Below are 19,576 nucleotides of genomic sequence, written 5' to 3' on the forward strand. Positions count from 1 at the left end.
GAGACGGTCTGCGCCTCTCTCGCGCCTGGATGGAACCACGGACGGACCTGCAGTTTAATTGCTGATCAACATGAGCCTTCGAGCCAAGACCAAACGCCGTCTCCTGCTGCTTATCGGGGTTTGCCTGCTGGCGGGAGCGGCGGCATTCTGGATCTTCCGCAATCCCGGCATGGCAAACGCCGCCCAGACCGCCGAACTGCGCCGTTCCGCGATGGCCGACTATGCGAAGAAGGACTACCTGACGGCGATGCCAAAGCTCAGTCAGTACCTGTCCGAGATCAAGATCAACCAGAAGGAGCCATCGGACGAAGAGCTCGAGGCGTTGTTCGCATTCGGGGACTGCCGGAGCCGGATCACCATGCCCCGGCAACAGCATTTGCGGGAGGCGAACCAGGCCTTTGAGCGATACCTCAGCTACCGCCCCAACGACGCGGCGGCGCAACTGGCCCACCTGAAGGTCCTGAGCAAGACGCCACAATTCAACGACGCCAAGAGCCTGGCCGAACGCATCCTGGAACGCGACCCGAAACACGTCGAAGCACTGTTCATTCGGGCGTACAGCATCTATCGCCTGCCCAAGCCCAAGCTCGACGATGTCGAAAGCGCTATCACCGACCTGCTGAAGGTTGACCCCGGTCATGTGAACGGCTTGCTGCTGTCGCAGCAGATCCAGTTGCAGCGCGGCGCTTCTCCTAGGCAACTGATCGATCGGATCGAGCCGCTCGCCCGGGCCGACGACAAGGACCCGAGATTCGAGCTGGTCGCCGCCGAAACCTATCACATGCTCGCGCTGAGCGACGCCGGCAAGGCTGACCCCGTCATGCGGGCCGAGTGGGACAAGAAGGGCCGGGAGTGGCTCCTGAAGGTGGTGGAACTGCCGCCGACGAACGCCGAGTTCGCGATTATGGTCGGCTCGTCGCTCGACCGGGTGATGATGGTCTCGCGGACGCTGCGCTATCTCATGACGGCGGTCGACGCGGCCCGCCCTGACGACGAGAACCAGGAACGGCTCCGCGAGTCGCTGATCCGCCGGCTCTGGCAGAACAACGTCTACGCCGAGGTCATCCAGCGGACCCAGGGCCTGGACCCGGCCGACAACCACACCGATGCCGACCTGCTGGCGTATCGGGCGATCACGCTGACGGCGCAGGCGGCGTCGCCGTCGGCGGGCGAAGACCGCACCCGGCTGCTGAACGAAGCCGATGCGATCACCCGCGCCCTTCGCGCCCGGACCGCCAGCCACGAGGCCCAGGCCTGGGCAATCCTGCTGAAGCTCGACAGTGGCGAGCCCAAGGCCGCGTCCGAAGTTGTCCGCCGTTGCCTGGAAGCCCGCGAAAAGAACCCAGACAACGCCGTCGTCGCCGTCCGCCTGGCCGACGCCTACGCGCAGCAGGGGGAAACCGAAGCCGCCGTGCAGATGTGGACCTGGGCCGCCCGGATGTCGCCGGACTGGGGCTACCCTTACGCCCGCATCGCGGCGCTGCGGTTCGAAGAAGGACGGCTCGAAGAGGCCGAGCGGCTGGCCGACCGGGCGCGGCTGCTCGCGCCGACGAACCGTCAGTTCGTCGCGCTGCTGGCGCAGACGCGGTACGCGGCAATCCCGAAGAATGCGAACCCGGCCACGCTCGCGACACAGTTGGAGGACATCGAACGCGTGCAGAGCGCGTATCCGTTCGAGTCCGGCACGCTTCCGCTTCAGGTGACGCTGCTGGCCCGCATCAAGGGACTCGACGCGGCAAAGGCTCGCCTGGCCGAGGCGCTGGCGGCGAAGCCGCCGCTGTCGGTCGAGACGCTCCTGCGGCTCAGGACCACCAGCGACACCGAGAAGCTCGCGATGGACGAGCAGATCATCGCGGCGATCGGCACCCGCGACGGCGCCGCCCTGCCGATGGCCGCGCACCAGGCCCGAAAACTGCTGACTGATGGCAAGGCCGCCGAGGGGCTCAAGGCCCTGACCGACGCCCGCAAAGCCGCCGGCGGCGAGACCGACCCGCGCTGGCTGCTGGCGATCGCCGCCTACCAGGAAGAGGCCGCCGACCCGCGGGCCCCGCAGGCTTGGGCCGAACTCGCCGCCCGCACCCCCGACGACCTGTACTACCAGACGCAGATCCTCCGATCTCAGACCCGCTACCGCGATCGCGATCTCTGGCGGGTGACCATCGACCGTGTCCGAACCCTGACCGGCGACGAAGGCACGCTCTGGAAGCTCGAACGCGCCCGCTGGCTGCTTGCCGGCACCGAATCCGACAAGGACCGCTCTGAAGCGATCGCACTGCTCACCGAGCTCACCCAGCGCAACCGCGACTCGGCGGAGGCCCGTCGTCTCCTGGGGTTGGCGTTGGCCGGCGACCGCAAGTTCTCCCGCGCCGCCGAAGAACTTGCCGGCGCACTGCAGATGGCCCCCTCGCGCGGCGACATCGGCCTGGAACTGATCGACGCGCTGCGTAAGGCCGGCGATCTGGCCGGTGCGCGGACGCGCATCCGCGAAGTCGCCGCGATCCCGTCGCTTACCCCGGCCCAGCGCCTGCGCATCGCCGCCGCCCACGAAGACCTCGGCCAGCAGCCCGAGGCAATCAAGGTGCTGCAGTCGTTGCCCGAAGGCGGCGAGCGCGACGCCCGGCTCGGCTCGTTGTTCCGCGCAAACGGTCAACTGGACGAAGCGATCCTCGCTTACAAGCGCGTGCTCAATGACGTGACGGCCAACCCGGAGCACATCTTCGCCGGCGCCGATTTCTTCGCCGCCACCGGTGATTTGAAGCAGTCGCAGTACTTCCTGGATCGGCTCCAGACGATGCCGCAGTCGCGTGCGACGACGGAGATGCTGCTCGGCCAATTCGCCGAGAAGTACGACCGCGCCGACGACGCACTGGTCCACCTGAAGAAAGCGACCGAGCTGGAACCGAAGAATCCGCTGGCATGGAAGGCGCTGGGCGGGTTTTCGCTGCGGTCGCGGAAGTATGACGCGGCGATGTCGGCGGTCGATGCGGGCCTTGCTGTCGCCCCGGCAGACCCCGATCTGACGGCGCTCAAGCCGCTGATCACGACCGTGCGCAAGCTGTTTGACGTCGAACCGGTCCGGCTGCTGGTGGACTTTCTCAGCCGCCAGCCCACCCACCCCGCCGCCAACGCCACGCTCAAAGTGCTCGCCGAAGGACAGGCGGCACTGATGGTGACACCTCAGGAGAAGCAGTCCGCCGTCGCCCTGGCGACAATGCAGAAGCTCGCTACGCTCGCCGAGGAGTACCGGGACTTCTGGCCGCTCCAGGAACGCGTGATCCACTTCTATCTCACGCAGAAGCGTCCGGACAAGGCGGCGGAACTCGCCGAGCGCGGGACCGCGCTCTCCCCTGCCCTGGCCGATCCGCCTCGACTTGCGTCCGAGTGCTACATGCGGCTGGGCCGCTGGGACAAGGTGGCCGAGGCCGCGACCATCTGGCGGCAGCGGGCGGCGGGCGACCCGATGCCCGCCGACCTGATGATCGCCGGCGCGATGCTCGCCAAGCGCCAGCCCGCCGTCGCGTCGCGTGCGCTCGAGCCGCACGTCCTTGCGCGTCCCCTGCCGGCAACCTACTCGGAGAAGTCTCCGCTGGACGTCCGCGTGCTGACGCTCTACCAGACCTACGGGCGAGCCCTGATCGAACAGGGCCGCGCCGCCGAAGCCGCCGAACGCCTGGCGCCGCTCCTTAAGCTCAACGACGACTGCCGCAGCATCTGGCTTTCCCTGGCCGTCACGTTCAAGGACGAAAAGTCGGCACAGGAATGGATCGACCGGGGCGCTGCGGCGTTCCCGGCGCTGCCGACGATCGTCGATCAGCTCTCCCTCGCCGAGGCGTGCCTCGCCGCCGGCCGGCCGACCGGATCGGCCGAACTGCTCGGCCGCGCCGCCAAGGTGCTGCAACCGCTGGCTACGGCTCCCAAGCCGCTGCCCGAGGCGCTGCGACTGGCCGCGTTGACCGCACACTTTCAAGGGGACTACATTCGTTCCGAACAGTTCTGGCGTGCGCTGCGAAAAACTCAGAACTCGCCGGAAGTAGCGAACAACCTCGCGTATGTGCTGCTCCTGTCGGGCCGGTCGCAGGTGCTTGCCGAGGCGCACCAGCTGGCTGTCGAAGCAACCACCGCCGACCCGGAGAATCCGGTGTACCTCGGTACGCTCGCCCGTTCGCACGCACGTCAGGGGGCTCGGGCGGCGGCGATCGAGGCATTCCGAAAGGTCCTGGCGCGCGACAGCCAGAATGTCGAATCGATGCTCGGCCTGGCCGAGCAGATTGCCGGCTCGACGCCGGCCGAGCGTTCGGAAGCGCGGAAGTTGTTGAGCGAGGCGAGGACGATCATGGCGACGAACCCGCAAATGTCCGACCCCGAACTCAAGCGGCAGGCCGACAGTCTTGGGGCGCTGGTCGAGCCTGGCGGCAGTCGCTGAAATGGGCCTGTCGTTTTCCCCCGCAATGCCCGATTGGTGCTTACCGGACGGCAAAATACCCGGTTTCCGCCCAGTTCCTACGCTCGCGCGAGCCTAACGCAACTAGGCGATGGCCATCAGGCGGGCGTTAATTCCCTGTAAAAGCGACAGTAACGCGGTTTTTCGCATTCCCGCAAGATTCATTCAAGCCGGCACCCGATTTGCTCCCCGTCTAATGCAAAGATTTCGTGACCGACGAACATTACGTGTGGCAACGGATGCAAACTTGGTTTACGATTATCGGGACATCTGAAGTTTTAAGGTTGTCGCGAAAGCAGGTCGGCATATTGCAATGACGTGGGTCGCAGTGATGCTCGGACGCAAAACTGCGTAAGTCGTTGCCGGATTCTGACACGAAAGGGTGCGAGCAATCCAGCATTTTGCGATGCGTGGTGGTTCGCCAACGTGTTTCTTGTGTGAACTCGACAACAGTCGATTGCCGTCGACCTATGTCGATTTTTGTTGTACGGCCCTCTCGGGCCTATTCGGAAGGGAGTTGATCGACGCGATGGTGCGCCTGATCGACAAGAAAATGGACGTTTCTTACTCCACTAGATTCGCGATTGTCATCGCGTGGCTCGTTCTCCTATTCGTTGTTCCTGCCGTCGCTGTTGCCGACGCCGCTCCTTCGATCTCGCCTCTTAACGATGAGCCTGCTTCCCTCGTAGACCCGGTGATCGCCCCGATCGATGAAACGCCTGTCGTCGTCGACGGTACACTTCTGGACGACCTGGCACTTCAGACCGCGTTCCTGCCGGATACGCAGGCGGGCGAATCGATCACCCCAGTACTCCAAACCACCTCGGCCCCGGTACTGATCGCCGCCCGACCGGCTTTCTGGTCGGCCCTGCCGCTGCTGTTTGTCGTGCTGCTGCTCCCCAAACTCCGTCGCATCCTCGCCTGATCCGTCGAGACGGTCGCGACTCCGGTAAAGCTCCGACTGCACGACGTCGAGTTGTCGTTTCCTCGCTGCAGAAAGTACGTCACCGTGCCCTCGGCGGATTCACTTTCCTATGCAGAATCGCGAGAAAACCTCGTCCAGGATTTCATCGGGCGTGACCTGCCCCAGCACCCTGCCGGTCTGAGCAAGCACTTCCCACAGTTCCGCCGCCACGAGTTCGACCGCCCCACCGGCCTCGACCAGATCTCTCACCTGCACAAGGGCCTGATCGGCAGCCAGGATCGCCGCTTCGTGCCGGGCGTTGAGGGTGAGCGTAGCAGCCTCATCGCGGCCGAAGGCCTGCTCGTCCAGCCGCCGGCGCAGCGCGTCCATCCCCTGACCGGTCAGTGCGCTGACGGCCACCGTCGGGATCGGGCCTGGCGGACTGGCCAGGCGCTGGCTCGCATCGGCCGCAACGGCCGGCACCGTGTCGCACTTGGTGCGGACGACCAGATCCGCCACCCGCCCGGCGTCCACCGGCAGAGCGGCGTCATCAACGGGAACCACCAGGATCACTCGATCGGCACGGGCAATCTCGTCCAGGGCACGCCGCGTCATCTGCGACTTGATGTCGTCCCCTACGACGGTAAGCCCCTCTTCCAACCCCGCCACATCAACCACCCGGACATAACCCCGCTCCAGGGCAATGCGTGCGGTTAGCGCATCGCGGGTGGTGCCGGCCGTCGCAGACGCCACGGCACGCTCGTAACCGGCCAGCGCATTGAGGAGCGTGCTTTTGCCGGCGTTGGGCCGGCCGACGAGTATGAGTGTCGGTTCGTATCCGAGGGGTTTGAAACGAGCGCTGTCAGACAGCAGGCTCGACAGCATGTTCCGGCACTGGTCGATACGCGACAAGAGGTCGTCAATCGGGAGGAACGTCACGTCTTCGTCGCTGAAGTCGATGCCGACTTCGACCAGCGCGAGGGTCGCCAGGATCAGGTCGGCGGGTTCCCTGATGCGCCGGGCCAGTTCACCCGCCATCAACCGCCGGCCGGCCTGCTCCTGCTGTTCGGACTGGGCGGCGACGACCGCGGCGACGCCTTCGGCCTGGGTGAGGTCCATGCGCCCGTTGAAGTAGGCGCGTGCGGTGAACTCGCCGGGCTCTGCGGCACGGATCTGCAGGTCGTGTCGTCCGCGCAGGTGCGACACGAACATCTCGACCAGGACCGGATTGCCGGGGAGGTGGTACTCGACCAGGTCTTCGCCGCTGTAGCTAGCCGGCGAACGGAACACGTAAACCCAAGCCGGGCAGAAGACGCCGGAGAACGCGAGGTGTGAAGGGAACGCCGAGCCCCCGTCGGCCGGAACCGGATCACGAACCAGATCCGCAAGGAGAGTCAGCGCCGCCGGCCCGCTGGTACGAACGATCATCCGCGCCGCCGACCCGACGGCACTGCTGACGGCGACGATCGTCTCGTCGGAGTTCATCTGGGAAAACCAGTCAGCAGGCGGCAGGCAGAAAAGATTGAAGTCAGAAGTCTAAAAGACTTTGAAGTTGCCAATACAGGCCGATCGGCATAGCGGTTCCACTGCCTACTGCCTACTGCCTACTGCCTACTGCCTACTGCCTACTGCCTACTGCCTACTGCCTACTGCCTACTGCCTACTGCCTACTGCCTACTGCTTCTTCCCCTTCTTCTGCTGCTTTTCCTGATCCTTCTGGATCTCTTCGACACGGGATTGAAGCTTCTGGAAGAAACCGGCGATTCCGGTCTTGGGGGCGGCGGGCTCTTCGGGCTTGCCGTCGGCCCGGCGGGCGGCGCGGGTGGGCTTGGCATCGACCACCACAGGCGCTAACAGCTTCTCGGCTTCTTCCTTCTGCTTGATGTGATCGCGGATGATCTTGCTCTCCACCATGCCCACGAATGTGCTCGTGAGAATGTAGAGGTTCAACCCGCTCGGCCCGTTGTACAGGAACAGCGGGAACAGCAGCGTGGACATCCACATCATCATCTTCTTCTGCGATTCCTGTTCCGGCGTGCTGGCGACACTCAGGCTGTTCTGAATGCGAGCCTGAACGTGGAACACGATCGACAGCAGGATCGGCAGCAGGTTGAAGCCGTCCAGCACGATGCCGAAGAACAGCGGATAGCTGTGTTCGAACTTGAAGAGATAGTCGGGCTTGGAAAGGTCTTCGATCCAGGTCCAGTGCCACAGGAACGGGGCCTGTCGCAGTTCGAACGTGCTCTGCAACGCCTGCCAGAGGGCAATCCAGATCGGCATCTGCAGGAACATCGGCAGACAGCCGAGCAGCGGCCCGAGGCCCTGTTCCTTCATCAGCGTCATCTGGGCCTTGGTGAAGGCCTCCTTGTCGTCGCCGTACTTCTCCTTGAGCTTGGCCATCTCCGGTCCCATCTTGCCCATCTTCATGAGCTGGATCTGGGACCGCTTGGTGATCGGGTGGAGCAGCGTGCGAACAATGGCGACGAGCAGGATGATCGCGATACCCCAGTCGCCGTTCCTGATCGGCGGGAACCCGCCGGCCACCCAGTGCAGCCCGTTCAGCAGGCCGACCATCCCGCTGATGAGCTGGTCCACGGCGCAGAAGCCGCACGGGCCGCTCTTCACGATCAACGTCTGGTCGTAGCCGCGGGTGGCGCCAGAGTAGAACGGCTGGTTCAGCACGTCGCGCCAGCGCGGCCCGAAGAATGCCGACACCGACATCGCGTGTGACTCGCCGGCGGCGAGCTTGGCCGGAACCGTTTCGAAGGTCATCAGGACCGGGCGGTGTTCCGGGTCTTTCTCCTCGACCACCCGCTTGGCCTCGGCGGCAACCTTGGCGATCTGCGACGGCTGCTCGAACAGAACGAACGCGTTGAAGTACACGCTCGAGCACCCCGCCCAGGCGACGGCATTGCCTTCTTTGTCCTTGGTCAGGTCGTAGGTCGGCGAGCCCTCATTAAACACCGATACCGGGTGCGGCCCGGGGTAGCTCAGGGCTCCGTCCTTAAGACGATAACCGGCCATTACGTTGCGGTCGGGCGGGCGGGCGGCTTCGGGCGGCGGCAGTGTCGGGCCGTTGATCACCGACTGCACCGACAGCTCGCCGGCGGTCAGGTTCCGCATGGCAAAATCGATCGCCACCTCGTAACCCGCGGTGATCGACGTCTTCTCGAAGATCGTGAAGGTCTTGGTCAGTTCCAGGATCGGCTGGCCGGCGCGCAGGATGGTCGTGGTGTAGGTGACCGACGGCCCCTTCAGCGTGGCCTTGCCGCCGGGCTGGCCGGGGGCCAGCAGCGTACGCTCGTTCTCGCCCTGCGACTTGAAGGCCCACTTGGCGTTGGACAGATCGAGGATCTGCCCGTCGATCGTAATCGACCGGGTCGCCATCGGGCGGGTGTAGCTGTAGAGCCCCTGGTCGTAAGGCTTCTGGAAGACATAAGTCCCGCGGTCCTTCGGCTCTTTCTTGAAGTCTTCACCCCGGCGGAAGGGGTTGAGAATGATCGCATCGATCGCCCCGCCGATGCCCGCCGTGCTGAGCTGCATGACGAACTTCGGATCATCGATCGTCGCGGAGCCGAGTTGTACGCCTTTGAGATCTTCGGCGGCGACGGGCGCGACCGACAGGCCGGCCGGGACGGCGGGCGCGGCGGGTCCGACACTGGGTCCAACGCTGGGTCCGACGGCAGTTTGCGTCGCCGACGGCAGTGTCGCCGAGACCACCGCCGTTGCACCGGTCGCCGGCAAGGTCGTCGCGACAGGGCTTGTCGCAGCGGGTACCGGATCAACGACCGGCGGCGTCGCCGGTGCGAAATACTCCGGATGATACTTCTGGTAATAGGCTCGCGCCCCGATCCACGCCGCCATCACGGCAACGGAGAGGAGGATCGCGACAATCGTCTGTTTCTTGGGCATCGAGGGCTTTCAGTCAGTCTCGGACAAAATAGATTCTTCGGCGGGCGGGCTTCATCCCCTCCTCCGGTACTCTAGTGGAGGGTCAGGGGGGCTGCTTCGATTGGCTCTCGTTCGCGGCAAAGGAACGCCAACGTCTGCAACCGGACTTCCATCACCGCCCGTCTTCCAGCCGCGCCCCCAGGAAGTTGTCGAGGTCTTCGATCTGCTCGACCTTCTTCTTGGTCGTCTGCACGTCGTACGGGATGCGGACGAACTCCACATAGGTATCGCTGACGACCACGAAGCTCGCCCGCGGGTCGCGGTCGCGGGGCTGGCCAACACTCCCGACGTTCACGATCGCCTTTTCATCCGTCAGTTCGTACTTCGATTCAAGCTCGTCAGGGCTATAAAAGTCGGGCCCTTCCAGAAAGACACCCGGCACATGGGTGTGCCCGACAAAGCAGAGCCGGTTAAACCGCTCGAAAATGCTGACGAACTTACCCGGGTTCGTATAGATGTCGTCGGGGAAGATGTATTCATTCACCGGACGCCGCGGCGAGGCATGGACGGCGATGAAGTCGGGCGTACGAATGCGAACGGGCAACCCGCCAAGGTACTTCCACCGCTTGGCCTTGCGCTGCACATCGGGATCGTTCTCGAACTGCTTGCGGGTCCAGAAACAGGCGGACTCGGCGCCGGCGTTAAAATTGAACGGCTCGTAGAGGACGGCAAAGTCGTGATTGCCCATCAGCGTGGCACGGCTGCGGGTCATCACCAGGTCCATGCATTCGAGCGGATTCGGCCCGTAGCCGATGATGTCGCCGAGACACAGCACGTGCTGCAGTTGTCGGCGGTCCACTTCGGCCAAAACCGCCTGGAGCGCCTCCAGGTTTCCGTGAATGTCGCTGATGATGGCAAACATGAGGGGCGCGGGCGCGAACTACGGGGCCGCGAGGCGATGCTAAATCAAGCATCCAACAGTGTTTCCGACCCGCCGCACCCACCGGACATCCGGGGAACTTTCCAGGACCGAAAGTGCGAGTCGGGAAATCGTAAGGTGTGAGGGGGAGACCGTCAAATCAGCGGTCGCCGATCGCGGACATCTAAGCGCGATACACGCTGAAAATCAGAATCACCACGGAGGCACGGAGACACGGAGGGCAACTTGAGGCTCCGGCGTTTGCTCCGATGCACAGGGATCCAGCTCAAACGGACTAAGTAAAAATCTAGTTGAAGTAACTGAACGAAGTGTTTTGTGACGTCGGCCCTGGTGGGTCGCCGCAAACCCCTCCGTGACTCCGTGGTCGCTCTTTTGCCGGGTGGGGTCTACCGCGCAGATCAACTCAGATTCGCCGCGCCGATTGCGGTTCGCAGCTTGGCGATCGCGTTCTTCTCGATTTGGCGGAGTTGCTGTGGCGTGACACCGAGCCTGCGGGTGAGGTCTTCGCGGGCGATCGTGACGTTCGCGCCGTTCTGGACGCCAAGGCCGGTCGCGTCAATGCCGTACTGCGACAGGACGACCGTGCGTTCGCGATCGTTGAGCTGTGACAGCAGCCGGCCGACTTCCTCGCGGGCGATGAAACGGTCGGAGATGGAACCAAGGCGATGGTCGGCGACTTCGGACATTGCCGAGACGTCCGACGCCCCGCCGCCGCGCTGGCCGGCGAGCATCTGGGGCACGCTGCGGGCAAAGCCCTTCATCAGCGCCAGGGTCGCGTAGGTGCTGAAGCGGTTGCCCTTGTGCAGGTCAAAACTTTCGACAGCCCGCATGAGCGTGACGTTGCCTTCGCTGATGAGTTCCATCAGCGAAAGGTTCGGCCGAAGGTGCTTGCGGGCGATGCTGACGACAAGGCGGAGGTTCGCCCGGATGATCTGGTTTTTGACATCCGTCGCGGCGCGAAGATGGTCTTCGAGCACGTCGATATCGCGGGCACGGGCAAACTGCGGTTCGAGCAGTCGTCGGGCCGACACGAACTCGAACTTGTGGAAGTGGAACTTCAGGAACAGCGCCCGCTCCTGCTGCGGCGTGAGCAGCGGCGTGCGATAGAGTTCCTGGAGATACGCCGGCAGATCGCGCGGCACGCGGGTGTCTTCCGGCTTGCCTTCGCCGCCCCGGCCGAGCGTGGCTTCCTTCGACGAACGGACAATCGTGTCGATCGCCTGGATGGCGTCGTCCTGGTGGTAGAGCTCATCGTCGATGAACTTCACCTTGCGCTTGTTCAGCTTCGCGATCCGCTCTTCGAGGATGACGCGGTACACCGCGGCCGTTGGCCGACAGGTGCGGCGAGCCAGGCTCTTGAGCGCCAGCCCCCGGCGATAGCCGCGGAGGATGGTCGTGCGTTCTTCGTCCGACACCGGCGAAGGCGCCAGTGCGAACACCGCCTGATCGGGGTGCTCCTGGTCGAACTTGCGGATGATGTGCTGGATCGTGAGCGGCGAGCGGTTGAGCTTCTTGGCAATGCGGCGGCAGATCTCGTGCACGCAGCAATGGCACATCACCGCGAGCTTACGAGCCCGGCGAAGGATGTCGCCTTTCTCGTCTTCGCTCACCTGGGAGAAGTTCATCCCCCGCGTGACCTGATCCTTGTGCTCGGAGAAGAACCGCTCGACCGACCCCAGCAGAAAACCCACCCGGCGTTTGCCATCGGCAAAGATAAACCGACGCCCGGGCAGACCCCGGCGACGCCATCGCTGAATCGTCTTGCTCGTGACATTGAACCGCGCCGTGACATCGTCGATCGTCAGCACCGGCTCTTCGGTCTGGTCGGTACGGATGTCGAGGCTGTCGCTGACGACTTCAATCAGCAGGCCCAGATCATGCTGAACGGCCTGACCGGCATAGAGGTCTTCGGTGTAGTCGCGCGGGCGATAGCCGGTGATCTTGTGAACGAGTAATTCGAGCGGGTAGGCCTTGTTGACGTCGAGCTCGTGTAGAAACTCCTCGGCGGCAGTGACTTGCGCCAGCCGCGTGTCGCGCGGGGCGAACGCCATCTGACGGGCAAGGTCGGCCAGGGGTTCTATACGGAACTTCGCCACATTCACATTATGCCCATGGCTTGATCGCAGGGTCAAGGGAAGAACTGGACGGGTACAGAATGTTATCGTGCGCAAACATCGCCTGGCCAGTGCAGGTCGCTCGGCAAGATGACGCGATTGTCGTTACTTGCTGGAACGGGACCCCGGCAGGTCCGAAAACGGGTCGCAAGTCGGTTCACGCTTCCAGATTCTCGACGAACCACTTCCCGTAATAGTTGATGAAGTAGCCTCCTTCGTCCTTCAGGACCTGCCGGGCACGCTCGCGACGGGCTTCGTCTTCGCCGTCAGCGGCGACCAGCACGTGCCCGGCTTCCAGTTCCTGCTCGTGGCGGGCCACATGCTTGGCATCGAGGTCGGCGAAGTTGGAGAAGAATCGGGAGAGCTGCGCCAGAATGCCGTGCGCCTCACCGCTGGCGTCGAGCCGCCTGGCCCCTTTTGATCCGGCGAGCACGCCGATCTGCTCCCGTGTGAACCCGTCGGCAGTCAGCCGGGCGATCGCGGCCTGTGCCTGCTCCCAGTTCGCGAACACGCCGATGACCTTGTTCGTCGGGTAGTCGAGAAACTCGCCGGATTGGCCCAGTTCGGTGTACGTATTCATGAGTTCAGAAGTAACACTCGGCGCTTATCCGCGGAACGTTGAAAACGTCGGCTGGCGTCGGTTCCACGGCTGGTTGCGATCCGAGTACGTACTATCATGGCGATGATGTTCCGCTCTAGTTTGCTTGTGGCCATGCTCATCCTGACGGCCGGTGCGCGCCCGGTGGTCGCCGCCGAACCGCCGGTGGATTTTTCCCGCGAAGTGCTGCCCCTGCTATCCGACAACTGCTTTCACTGCCACGGCCCCGACGAGAAAGGTCGCAAGGCCAAGCTACGGCTGGACACCAGGGAGGGCGCCTACCGCGTGAAGGAGGACGTGGCGGTCGTCGTCCCCGGAAACAGCGCCAAGAGCGAACTGGTCAAACGCATCTTCAGCGACGACCCCGACGACATGATGCCCCCGCCCGATGGCGTGCGAAAACTGACGCCGGCCCAGCGGCAGACGCTCAAACGTTGGGTGGACGAAGGCGCCAAATGGGGCACCCACTGGGCGTTTGTGCCGCCGACGGCCAAGCCGGCTGAACCCACGGTGAAGAACCAGGCGTGGGTGAAGAACGGCATCGACCGGTTCATCCTCGCCCGGCTTGAAAAGGAAAGCATTCCCCCGCAGTCCGAGGCCGATAAGGCCAGGCTCCTCCGCCGGGTGAGCCTCGACCTGACCGGCCTGTCCCCGACGCCCGCCGAGATCGACGCGTTCCTCGCCGACAAGTCGGCCGACGCGTACGAAAAACTCGTCGATCGCCTGCTCGCCAGCCCCCGTTACGGCGAGCGCATGGCGAGCGATTGGCTCGACATCGCCCGATTCGCCGACACGCACGGCTACCAGATGGACCGCTTCCGGCCGATGCACGCCTACCGCGACTGGGTCATCAAGGCGTTTAATGAGAACCTGCCGTTCGACCAGTTCGCCACCTGGCAACTGGCCGGCGATCTGTTGCCGAATGCGACGAAAGACCAGCGCCTCGCGACGGCGTTCAACCGCTTGCACAGCCAGAACGAGGAAGGCGGCATCGTCGAGGAAGAGTTCCGCGTGGCGTACGTCGTCGATCGCGTAAACACCATGGGCACGGCGTTCCTCGGCATGACCTTCGAATGCACCCGCTGCCACGACCACAAGTACGACCCGATCACCCAGAAGGAGTTTTATTCGCTGTTCGCGTTCTTCCAGAACATCGACGAGAGCGGGCAGACGCCGTACTTCACGGGATCGATGCCGGTGCCGACAATGCTGCTGAGCACCGACGAGCAGGATGCGAAGCTGAAGGAACTGGATGAAGCGATCCGAGCGAGGGAGAAGGATGTGGCGACGGCGAAGGGGCAAGCGACTGGAATGCCCCTGGCGAAGTGGCTGGAGGCCGGACCTCAACCGCCATCCGATATTCCCGGGACCATCGCACACTTTACGTTCGACGAGATCGATAAGAATCAGATCACCAATCGGGTCGATCCCAAGTCTGTCGGTAAAGGGAGCGACAATCCCGTCCTGGTGGACGGGCCCAACGGCAAAGCAGCGGCGCTCTCGGGGGAGAGCGGGTTCACCTTCCCGGCGATCGCCGACTTCTCACGGGTGGATCCGTTCTCGATGTCGATCAAGCTGCGTGCCGGCGAACTGGCCGAGCGCGCGGTGGTGGTCCATAAGAGCCGCGCACCCATCGACGCCGGCAGCCGGGGGTTTGAACTGCTGCTGGAATCCGGCCAGGTCGCGTTCGGCATGCACCACATGTGGCCGGGCAACAGCCTGAAGGTGCGAACCAAGGACCGCATCACGAAAGACGCCTGGACGACCGTCTCAGTGACCTACGACGGATCGAGCCGCGCGGGCGGCGTCCGCATCTATATCGAAGGCAAACCGGCCGAGTTGGAAGTCATCCAGGACGACCTCTGGAAGGACATCACCTACGGCGGCGACGAACCCGACCTGGCGATCGGCTTCCGCTTCCGCGACAACGGCTTCCGCAACGGACAAGTGGACGACTTCTACGTCTTTAACCGCGAGATCACCGCACTCGAGGTCGAAGCAATCACCGGCAAGGCGAACACGCCAGTCGCTTCGCGGTTTCGCGCAGTCGATGGGAAACCAATCGATTCTTCGCTGACTGATTATTACGTCAACACGATCGACCCCAAGGTCATCGAAGCTCGCAAGGCCCTGCACGCCGCCCGCAAAGCACAGTCTGACTTCATCAACCCCATCCCCGAAGCAATGGTGATGAAGGAGACCCGAACGCCCAAGCCCGCGTTCCTCCTCAAACGCGGCAACTACGATCAGCATGGCGATCCCGTCTCGGCAACAACACCGGCGGTCATGCCGGCGTTTCCCGCCGACCAGCCGCACAACCGCCTGGGTCTGGCCCGCTGGCTGACCGACCCGCAGCATCCGCTGACCGGCCGGGTGACGGTCAATCGCCTTTGGCAGCAGATGTTCGGCCGGGGCATCGTAGAGACCTCCGACAACTTCGGCTCGACCGGCGCGGTGCCGTCGCATCCGGAACTACTGGACTACCTGACGCGTGTCTTCATCGACGACTACAAGTGGGATCAGAAGCGGTTCCTGAAGTACATCGCGATGAGCGCAACCTATCGGCAGTCATCGCAGCCGAGCGCCGAAGCCCGCGCAAAGGATCCGACCAACCTGCTGCTCTCGCACATGCCCCCAAGGCGACTGACCGCCGAGATGCTTCGCGATCAGGCCCTGTCTTCCAGCGGACTGCTGGTCGAGAAGCTCGGCGGGCCGAGCGTGAAGCCCTATCAGCCCGCCGGCCTGTGGGATATCGCGATGGGCCGCCCGAAGTACGACCAGGGCAAGGGCGAAGACCTGTATCGCCGCAGTTTGTACACGTACATCAAGCGCACGGTCGCCCCGCCGGCGATGCTGACGTTCGACGCCGCCGACCGGAGCTACTGCACGATCAAGCGACAGACGACGAGCACGCCGTTGCAATCGCTGACGCTGCTGAACGATGTGCAGGTTGTCGAGGCGTCGCGGAAGGTGGCCGAGCGGATGATCGCCGAAGGCGGCCCGGATGACGCCAGCCGCGTGAAATATGCGTTCCGCCTGATCACCGGCCGGCAGGCGACCGATCGCGAGACGACGGTGCTGGTGGCGATGCTGGCCGAGCAGCGGGCGCTATTCGCCGCCGACCGCAAATCGGCCGAGGCCCTGCTGAAAGTCGGTGAGAGCAAGACCGCCGCCAAGCTGGATGCCGCCGAAGTCGCCGCCGGCAGCGTGCTGGCGCAGGCGATCTTCAATCACGACGAAGCAGTGATGCGGCGGTAGCTCGTAGGGTCCGCCTTGGCGGACGCGTTGGGCTTTACGCGGAATCTCCTCTGACAACATCGATCGCGTCCGCCAAGGCGGACCCTACAAAGATACGACATGAGCCTCTTCTGTAACAATATCAATGTCAGCATGAACCGCCGGGATTTCTTCGCCCGCTCGGGGCTGGGCCTCGGCGGTGCGGCGCTGATGGGACTTCTCAACCGTGACGCGATTGCGGCGGAACCGGCGACGAAGCCGCAGGGCTCTCTCCCGGCGGACCGTGGGTTCAAGACATCGAAGGGCGTCCTCGACAAGCTCCACTTCCCCGTCCGCGCCAAGCGGGTCATCTACCTGTTCATGTCCGGCGGGCCGTCGCAGTTCGAACTGTTCGACCACAAGCCATTGCTCAACGAGATGCAGGGAAAAGACCTGCCGGCTTCGGTCCGCATGGGCCAGCGCCTCACCGGCATGAGCGGCAACCAGGCCACCCTGCCGCTGGCAGGGTCGATCTACAAGTTTGATAAGTACGGCAAATCCGGCGCGACCGTCAGCGAGCTCATGCCCTGGACCGCCAAGTGCGTGGACGACCTGTGCTTCATCCGGTCGATGCACACCGACCACATCAACCACGACCCGGCGATGACCTTCTTTCAGACCGGCCATCAGTTGGCCGGCCGGCCCAGCATGGGATCGTGGATGAGCTACGGCCTGGGCTCGGGCAACGAGAACCTGCCGTCGTTCGTCGTGCTGATCTCGAAAGACCGCATCGACCAGCCGCTCTACAGCCGGCTCTGGGGCAATGGCTTCCTCGGCAGCGTTCACCAGGGCGTGCAGTTCCGCAGCGGCGGCGATCCGGTGCTGTATCTGCAGAACCCCGCCGGCATCAGCAGCGACAGCCGTCGCAAGATGCTCGACAAGCTCGGCGAACTCCACCGGCTGCAATTCGAAGACCTCGGCGATCCCGAGATCAACGCCCGCGTGAGCCAGTACGAGATGGCGTACCGCATGCAGACGAGCGTCCCCGAGGTGATGGATGTCGCCAACGAACCGGCGAGCACCTACGAACTGTACGGCGAAGAGGCTCGCCACCCCGGCACCTTCGCCGCCAACTGCCTGCTCGCCCGGCGGCTCGCCGAGCGCGACGTGCGGTTCATCCAGCTCTATCACCCCGGCTGGGATCAGCACGGCGGCCTGCCCGCCGGCATCAAACGCCAGGCGAAAGACGTCGACCAAGCCTGCTACGGCCTGGTGACCGACCTCAAGCAGCGCGGCCTGCTGGATGACACCCTCGTCGTCTGGGGCGGCGAGTTCGGCCGAACCAACTATTCGCAGGGCAAGCTGACCGCGACCAACTACGGCCGCGACCACCACCCCCGCTGCTTCACCATCTGGATGGCCGGCGGCGGCATAAAACCCGGCATGTCGTACGGCACCACCGACGACTTCGGCTACAACGTCACGTCAAACCCGGTCGATGTGCACGACCTGCACGCGACGATCCTCCACCAGATGGGGATTGATCATGAGAAGCTGACCTACAAGTTCCAGGGCCGGTATTACCGGCTGACGGATGTGCATGGGCATGTGGTGAAGGATGTACTGTCGTCGAGCTAGACTATTCCGATTGTTCCAATCCAGCCCGCCACTTCTGCAGCTCGTATCGCAAAGAGGCGTCCAGGTTTGGCAATCGCAGCGCGTTGATGACCATCGCGTATTCGTAACAGCAATAGCCGGGGTTCGGACGGTTCTTCGCCAATTCCATCAGCATGTCGGTTGCCTCAGCGGCGATTTCGTCGGATCGCTCTTCGATCGCCAGTTGAACCATCGCGGTGTATCCGGCATTGGTGGTCCAGTCGACCGGCCCGCGGAGCAGCGAGTAGAGCGCCTTGCGTCGATGCGATTGCGACCAGCCGGCATCCACCCGGGCGATGATAAACGCCGACGCGAACTGCTGCCGCTGCACCCAGTCCCACGCCGGCCAGCCTGTCGGAGGCGCAGCCGGATTCACCATCATCCCCAGCAGTGATGGAACTGACTTGGGGCCGAGTTCGGCGGCGATGCTGCCGGCCATGGCCCACCAAGACTCCGCGTCGTAAGGCCTCTCGGCGATCTCGAGCACTTTCTTCACAACGTAGGCATGCGGCGCGGGCAATGCAGGCCTTGGCGCGGTGCCGTCATATCGCCACAGCAGATAATCCACTTCGCCGCGCGGTACCCTGGGATCAGGGTGAGGAATCTCAGTAATCTCGGGCGTGAAGCTTCCCCGCGGCCAACCGAGCGCCAACTCAATCGCCTGCCATGCGCTGGGTGCTTCCATTGACGAGATAGTCATCTTGATCGCTCCCGGTGCGACGGGCTCTTCGCCGGGCTTGCGCGAATCCAGGAATTGCCGAATGCCGTCCAGTGATGCCTCGGTCGTGTGAGGCAGAAACCCGACGAAAGGTTTGAGCGAGTTAAGCCAATAGCGGGCTCGATCGCTGGACGGGTTCTGCTCGGCGTACCTCTCGAGGGCACCTTGCCAGTCTCCTTGCCGACCTAGAAGAGCCTTGAGGAAATAACTCATCGGCATGGCGGTGGTGTGAGCCGGGTCAACTCGAAGCGTATCCTCGGCCCATTTGAGCGCCTCTTCAAACCGCCGCTCGGAGAGGTGGATCTCAGCGATATCGGCCCGGGCGGCAGCGTCCTTCGGATCGATTTTGATCATCTCCTTGTAGACCTCGATCGCCTCGTCGGAGCGACCGGCACCACTCAGTGCCATCGCCAGCGCACACCCGGTCATGTAAGAGCGGTTCGCCCGGAATGCCGCTTCCGAGTGCTTGATCGCCTCGTCGATCCGACCGAGCTTGCGAATCACCGCCGCATAGAATCCGGCCAGAACGCCATCGGTGGGATGAAGCTGCGCCATGCGGAGGGCAACCGGCTCAAGTTCGGAAAGGTCGGCGCGACCTTCGGCCGATTCCACGACGATCCCGGGATACATTTGCAGATAACCGGCGAAACAAGACGCGGCCTTGACCGGATCGACCTGCTCTGCGGCCCCGGCGCGACCCAGCCACCGAGTGCCCCACTTGAGAAACTCGCGGTGCGGCGCGGCCTTGTGCAGGTGCGGTAGGAGATCGAACGCCTCGGCGTATCGGCCATTCGCTCCCAGCGCGAACACGCGGCAGGCCACCGTCCCGACGTAGTTATCATCTTTGAGCGGGAACAACTCGACGGCATCCTCGGCGGCGTTCAGGGCACGTCCCAGGAGTTCGATCATGCGCGCGTCTGCAGGGTCGTTCATGACCGCATTGGCCAGATGATGGGCGGCATGCGGCAGATCGGCCTCGCCGATCGCGGACTCGGCGATGTCCAGTTCCTGGTCGTTCGTGAGTGACTTGTGATGCGCCCCGCAGGCGACGGGCTTTAGCTCCAATACGGGTTCGTTCTGTGAACGCGCCGACTCACC

General features: G+C 63.8%; 10 protein-coding genes. 4 read left to right on the plus strand and 6 right to left on the minus strand.

All coding sequences use genetic code 11. The features are described from left to right. Window positions 1-70: 70 nt before the first annotated feature. Together IPV69_RS07415 and IPV69_RS07420 are read left to right on the plus strand one after the other, a co-directional pair. Window positions 71-4,423 carry a tetratricopeptide repeat protein gene (locus tag IPV69_RS07415; RefSeq protein ID WP_206294335.1) on the plus strand — a complete coding sequence of 1,451 codons (4,353 nt, stop codon included), beginning with the start codon at window positions 71-73 and terminating at the stop codon, window positions 4,421-4,423. Window positions 4,424-4,970: 547 nt separating this feature from the next. Then, on the plus strand, window positions 4,971-5,366 hold the full coding sequence (locus IPV69_RS07420) for a hypothetical protein (protein WP_206294337.1): 396 nt from the start codon (window positions 4,971-4,973) through the stop codon (window positions 5,364-5,366). A 99-nt stretch (window positions 5,367-5,465) separates the two neighbouring features. Here the strand turns inward: IPV69_RS07420 and IPV69_RS07425 are convergent, their stop codons facing one another. The 5 genes from IPV69_RS07425 to IPV69_RS07445 all read right to left on the minus strand — a co-directional run bounded on the left by IPV69_RS07425 (window position 5,466) and on the right by IPV69_RS07445 (window position 12,870). Further along, window positions 5,466-6,830, minus strand: coding sequence for a tRNA modification GTPase (locus IPV69_RS07425; RefSeq protein WP_206294344.1), 1,365 nt, complete (start codon window positions 6,828-6,830; stop codon window positions 5,466-5,468). Window positions 6,831-7,019: 189 nt separating this feature from the next. Beyond that, a complete protein-coding gene (gene yidC / locus IPV69_RS07430; protein WP_206294346.1) occupies window positions 7,020-9,257 on the minus strand; it encodes a membrane protein insertase YidC in 2,238 nt (745 codons plus the stop codon). 151 nt (window positions 9,258-9,408) lie between these two features. Next, window positions 9,409-10,158 (minus strand): metallophosphoesterase family protein, encoded by a 750-nt coding sequence (locus IPV69_RS07435; protein WP_206294348.1) that lies wholly within the window; start codon window positions 10,156-10,158, stop codon window positions 9,409-9,411. A gap of 416 nt (window positions 10,159-10,574) precedes the next feature. After that, entirely contained in the window at window positions 10,575-12,308 is a 1,734-nt protein-coding gene (locus IPV69_RS07440; RefSeq protein ID WP_206294351.1) for a sigma-70 family RNA polymerase sigma factor, read from the minus strand. A gap of 139 nt (window positions 12,309-12,447) precedes the next feature. Further along, the gene (locus tag IPV69_RS07445) at window positions 12,448-12,870 is read right to left on the minus strand and encodes a hypothetical protein (protein WP_206294352.1); all 423 of its coding nucleotides are present in this window, start codon (window positions 12,868-12,870) and stop codon (window positions 12,448-12,450) included. Between the two features lie 102 nt (window positions 12,871-12,972). On the opposite strand from IPV69_RS07445, the gene IPV69_RS07450 reads away from it, so the two are divergent. Then, window positions 12,973-16,146: a DUF1553 domain-containing protein gene (locus IPV69_RS07450; protein ID WP_206294354.1), complete on the plus strand. Its 3,174-nt coding sequence runs from the start codon at window positions 12,973-12,975 to the stop codon at window positions 16,144-16,146. Between the two features lie 99 nt (window positions 16,147-16,245). Next, complete coding sequence (locus IPV69_RS07455; protein ID WP_206294356.1) at window positions 16,246-17,742, plus strand: DUF1501 domain-containing protein; 1,497 nt, start codon at window positions 16,246-16,248, stop codon at window positions 17,740-17,742. A 1-nt stretch (window position 17,743) separates the two neighbouring features. Here the strand turns inward: IPV69_RS07455 and IPV69_RS07460 are convergent, their stop codons facing one another. Beyond that, complete coding sequence (locus IPV69_RS07460; protein ID WP_206294358.1) at window positions 17,744-19,543, minus strand: tetratricopeptide repeat protein; 1,800 nt, start codon at window positions 19,541-19,543, stop codon at window positions 17,744-17,746. Window positions 19,544-19,576: the final 33 nt, after the last annotated feature.

It is taken from the genome of Humisphaera borealis, from assembly GCF_015169395.1.
GTDB lineage: Bacteria > Planctomycetota > Phycisphaerae > Tepidisphaerales > Tepidisphaeraceae > Humisphaera > Humisphaera borealis.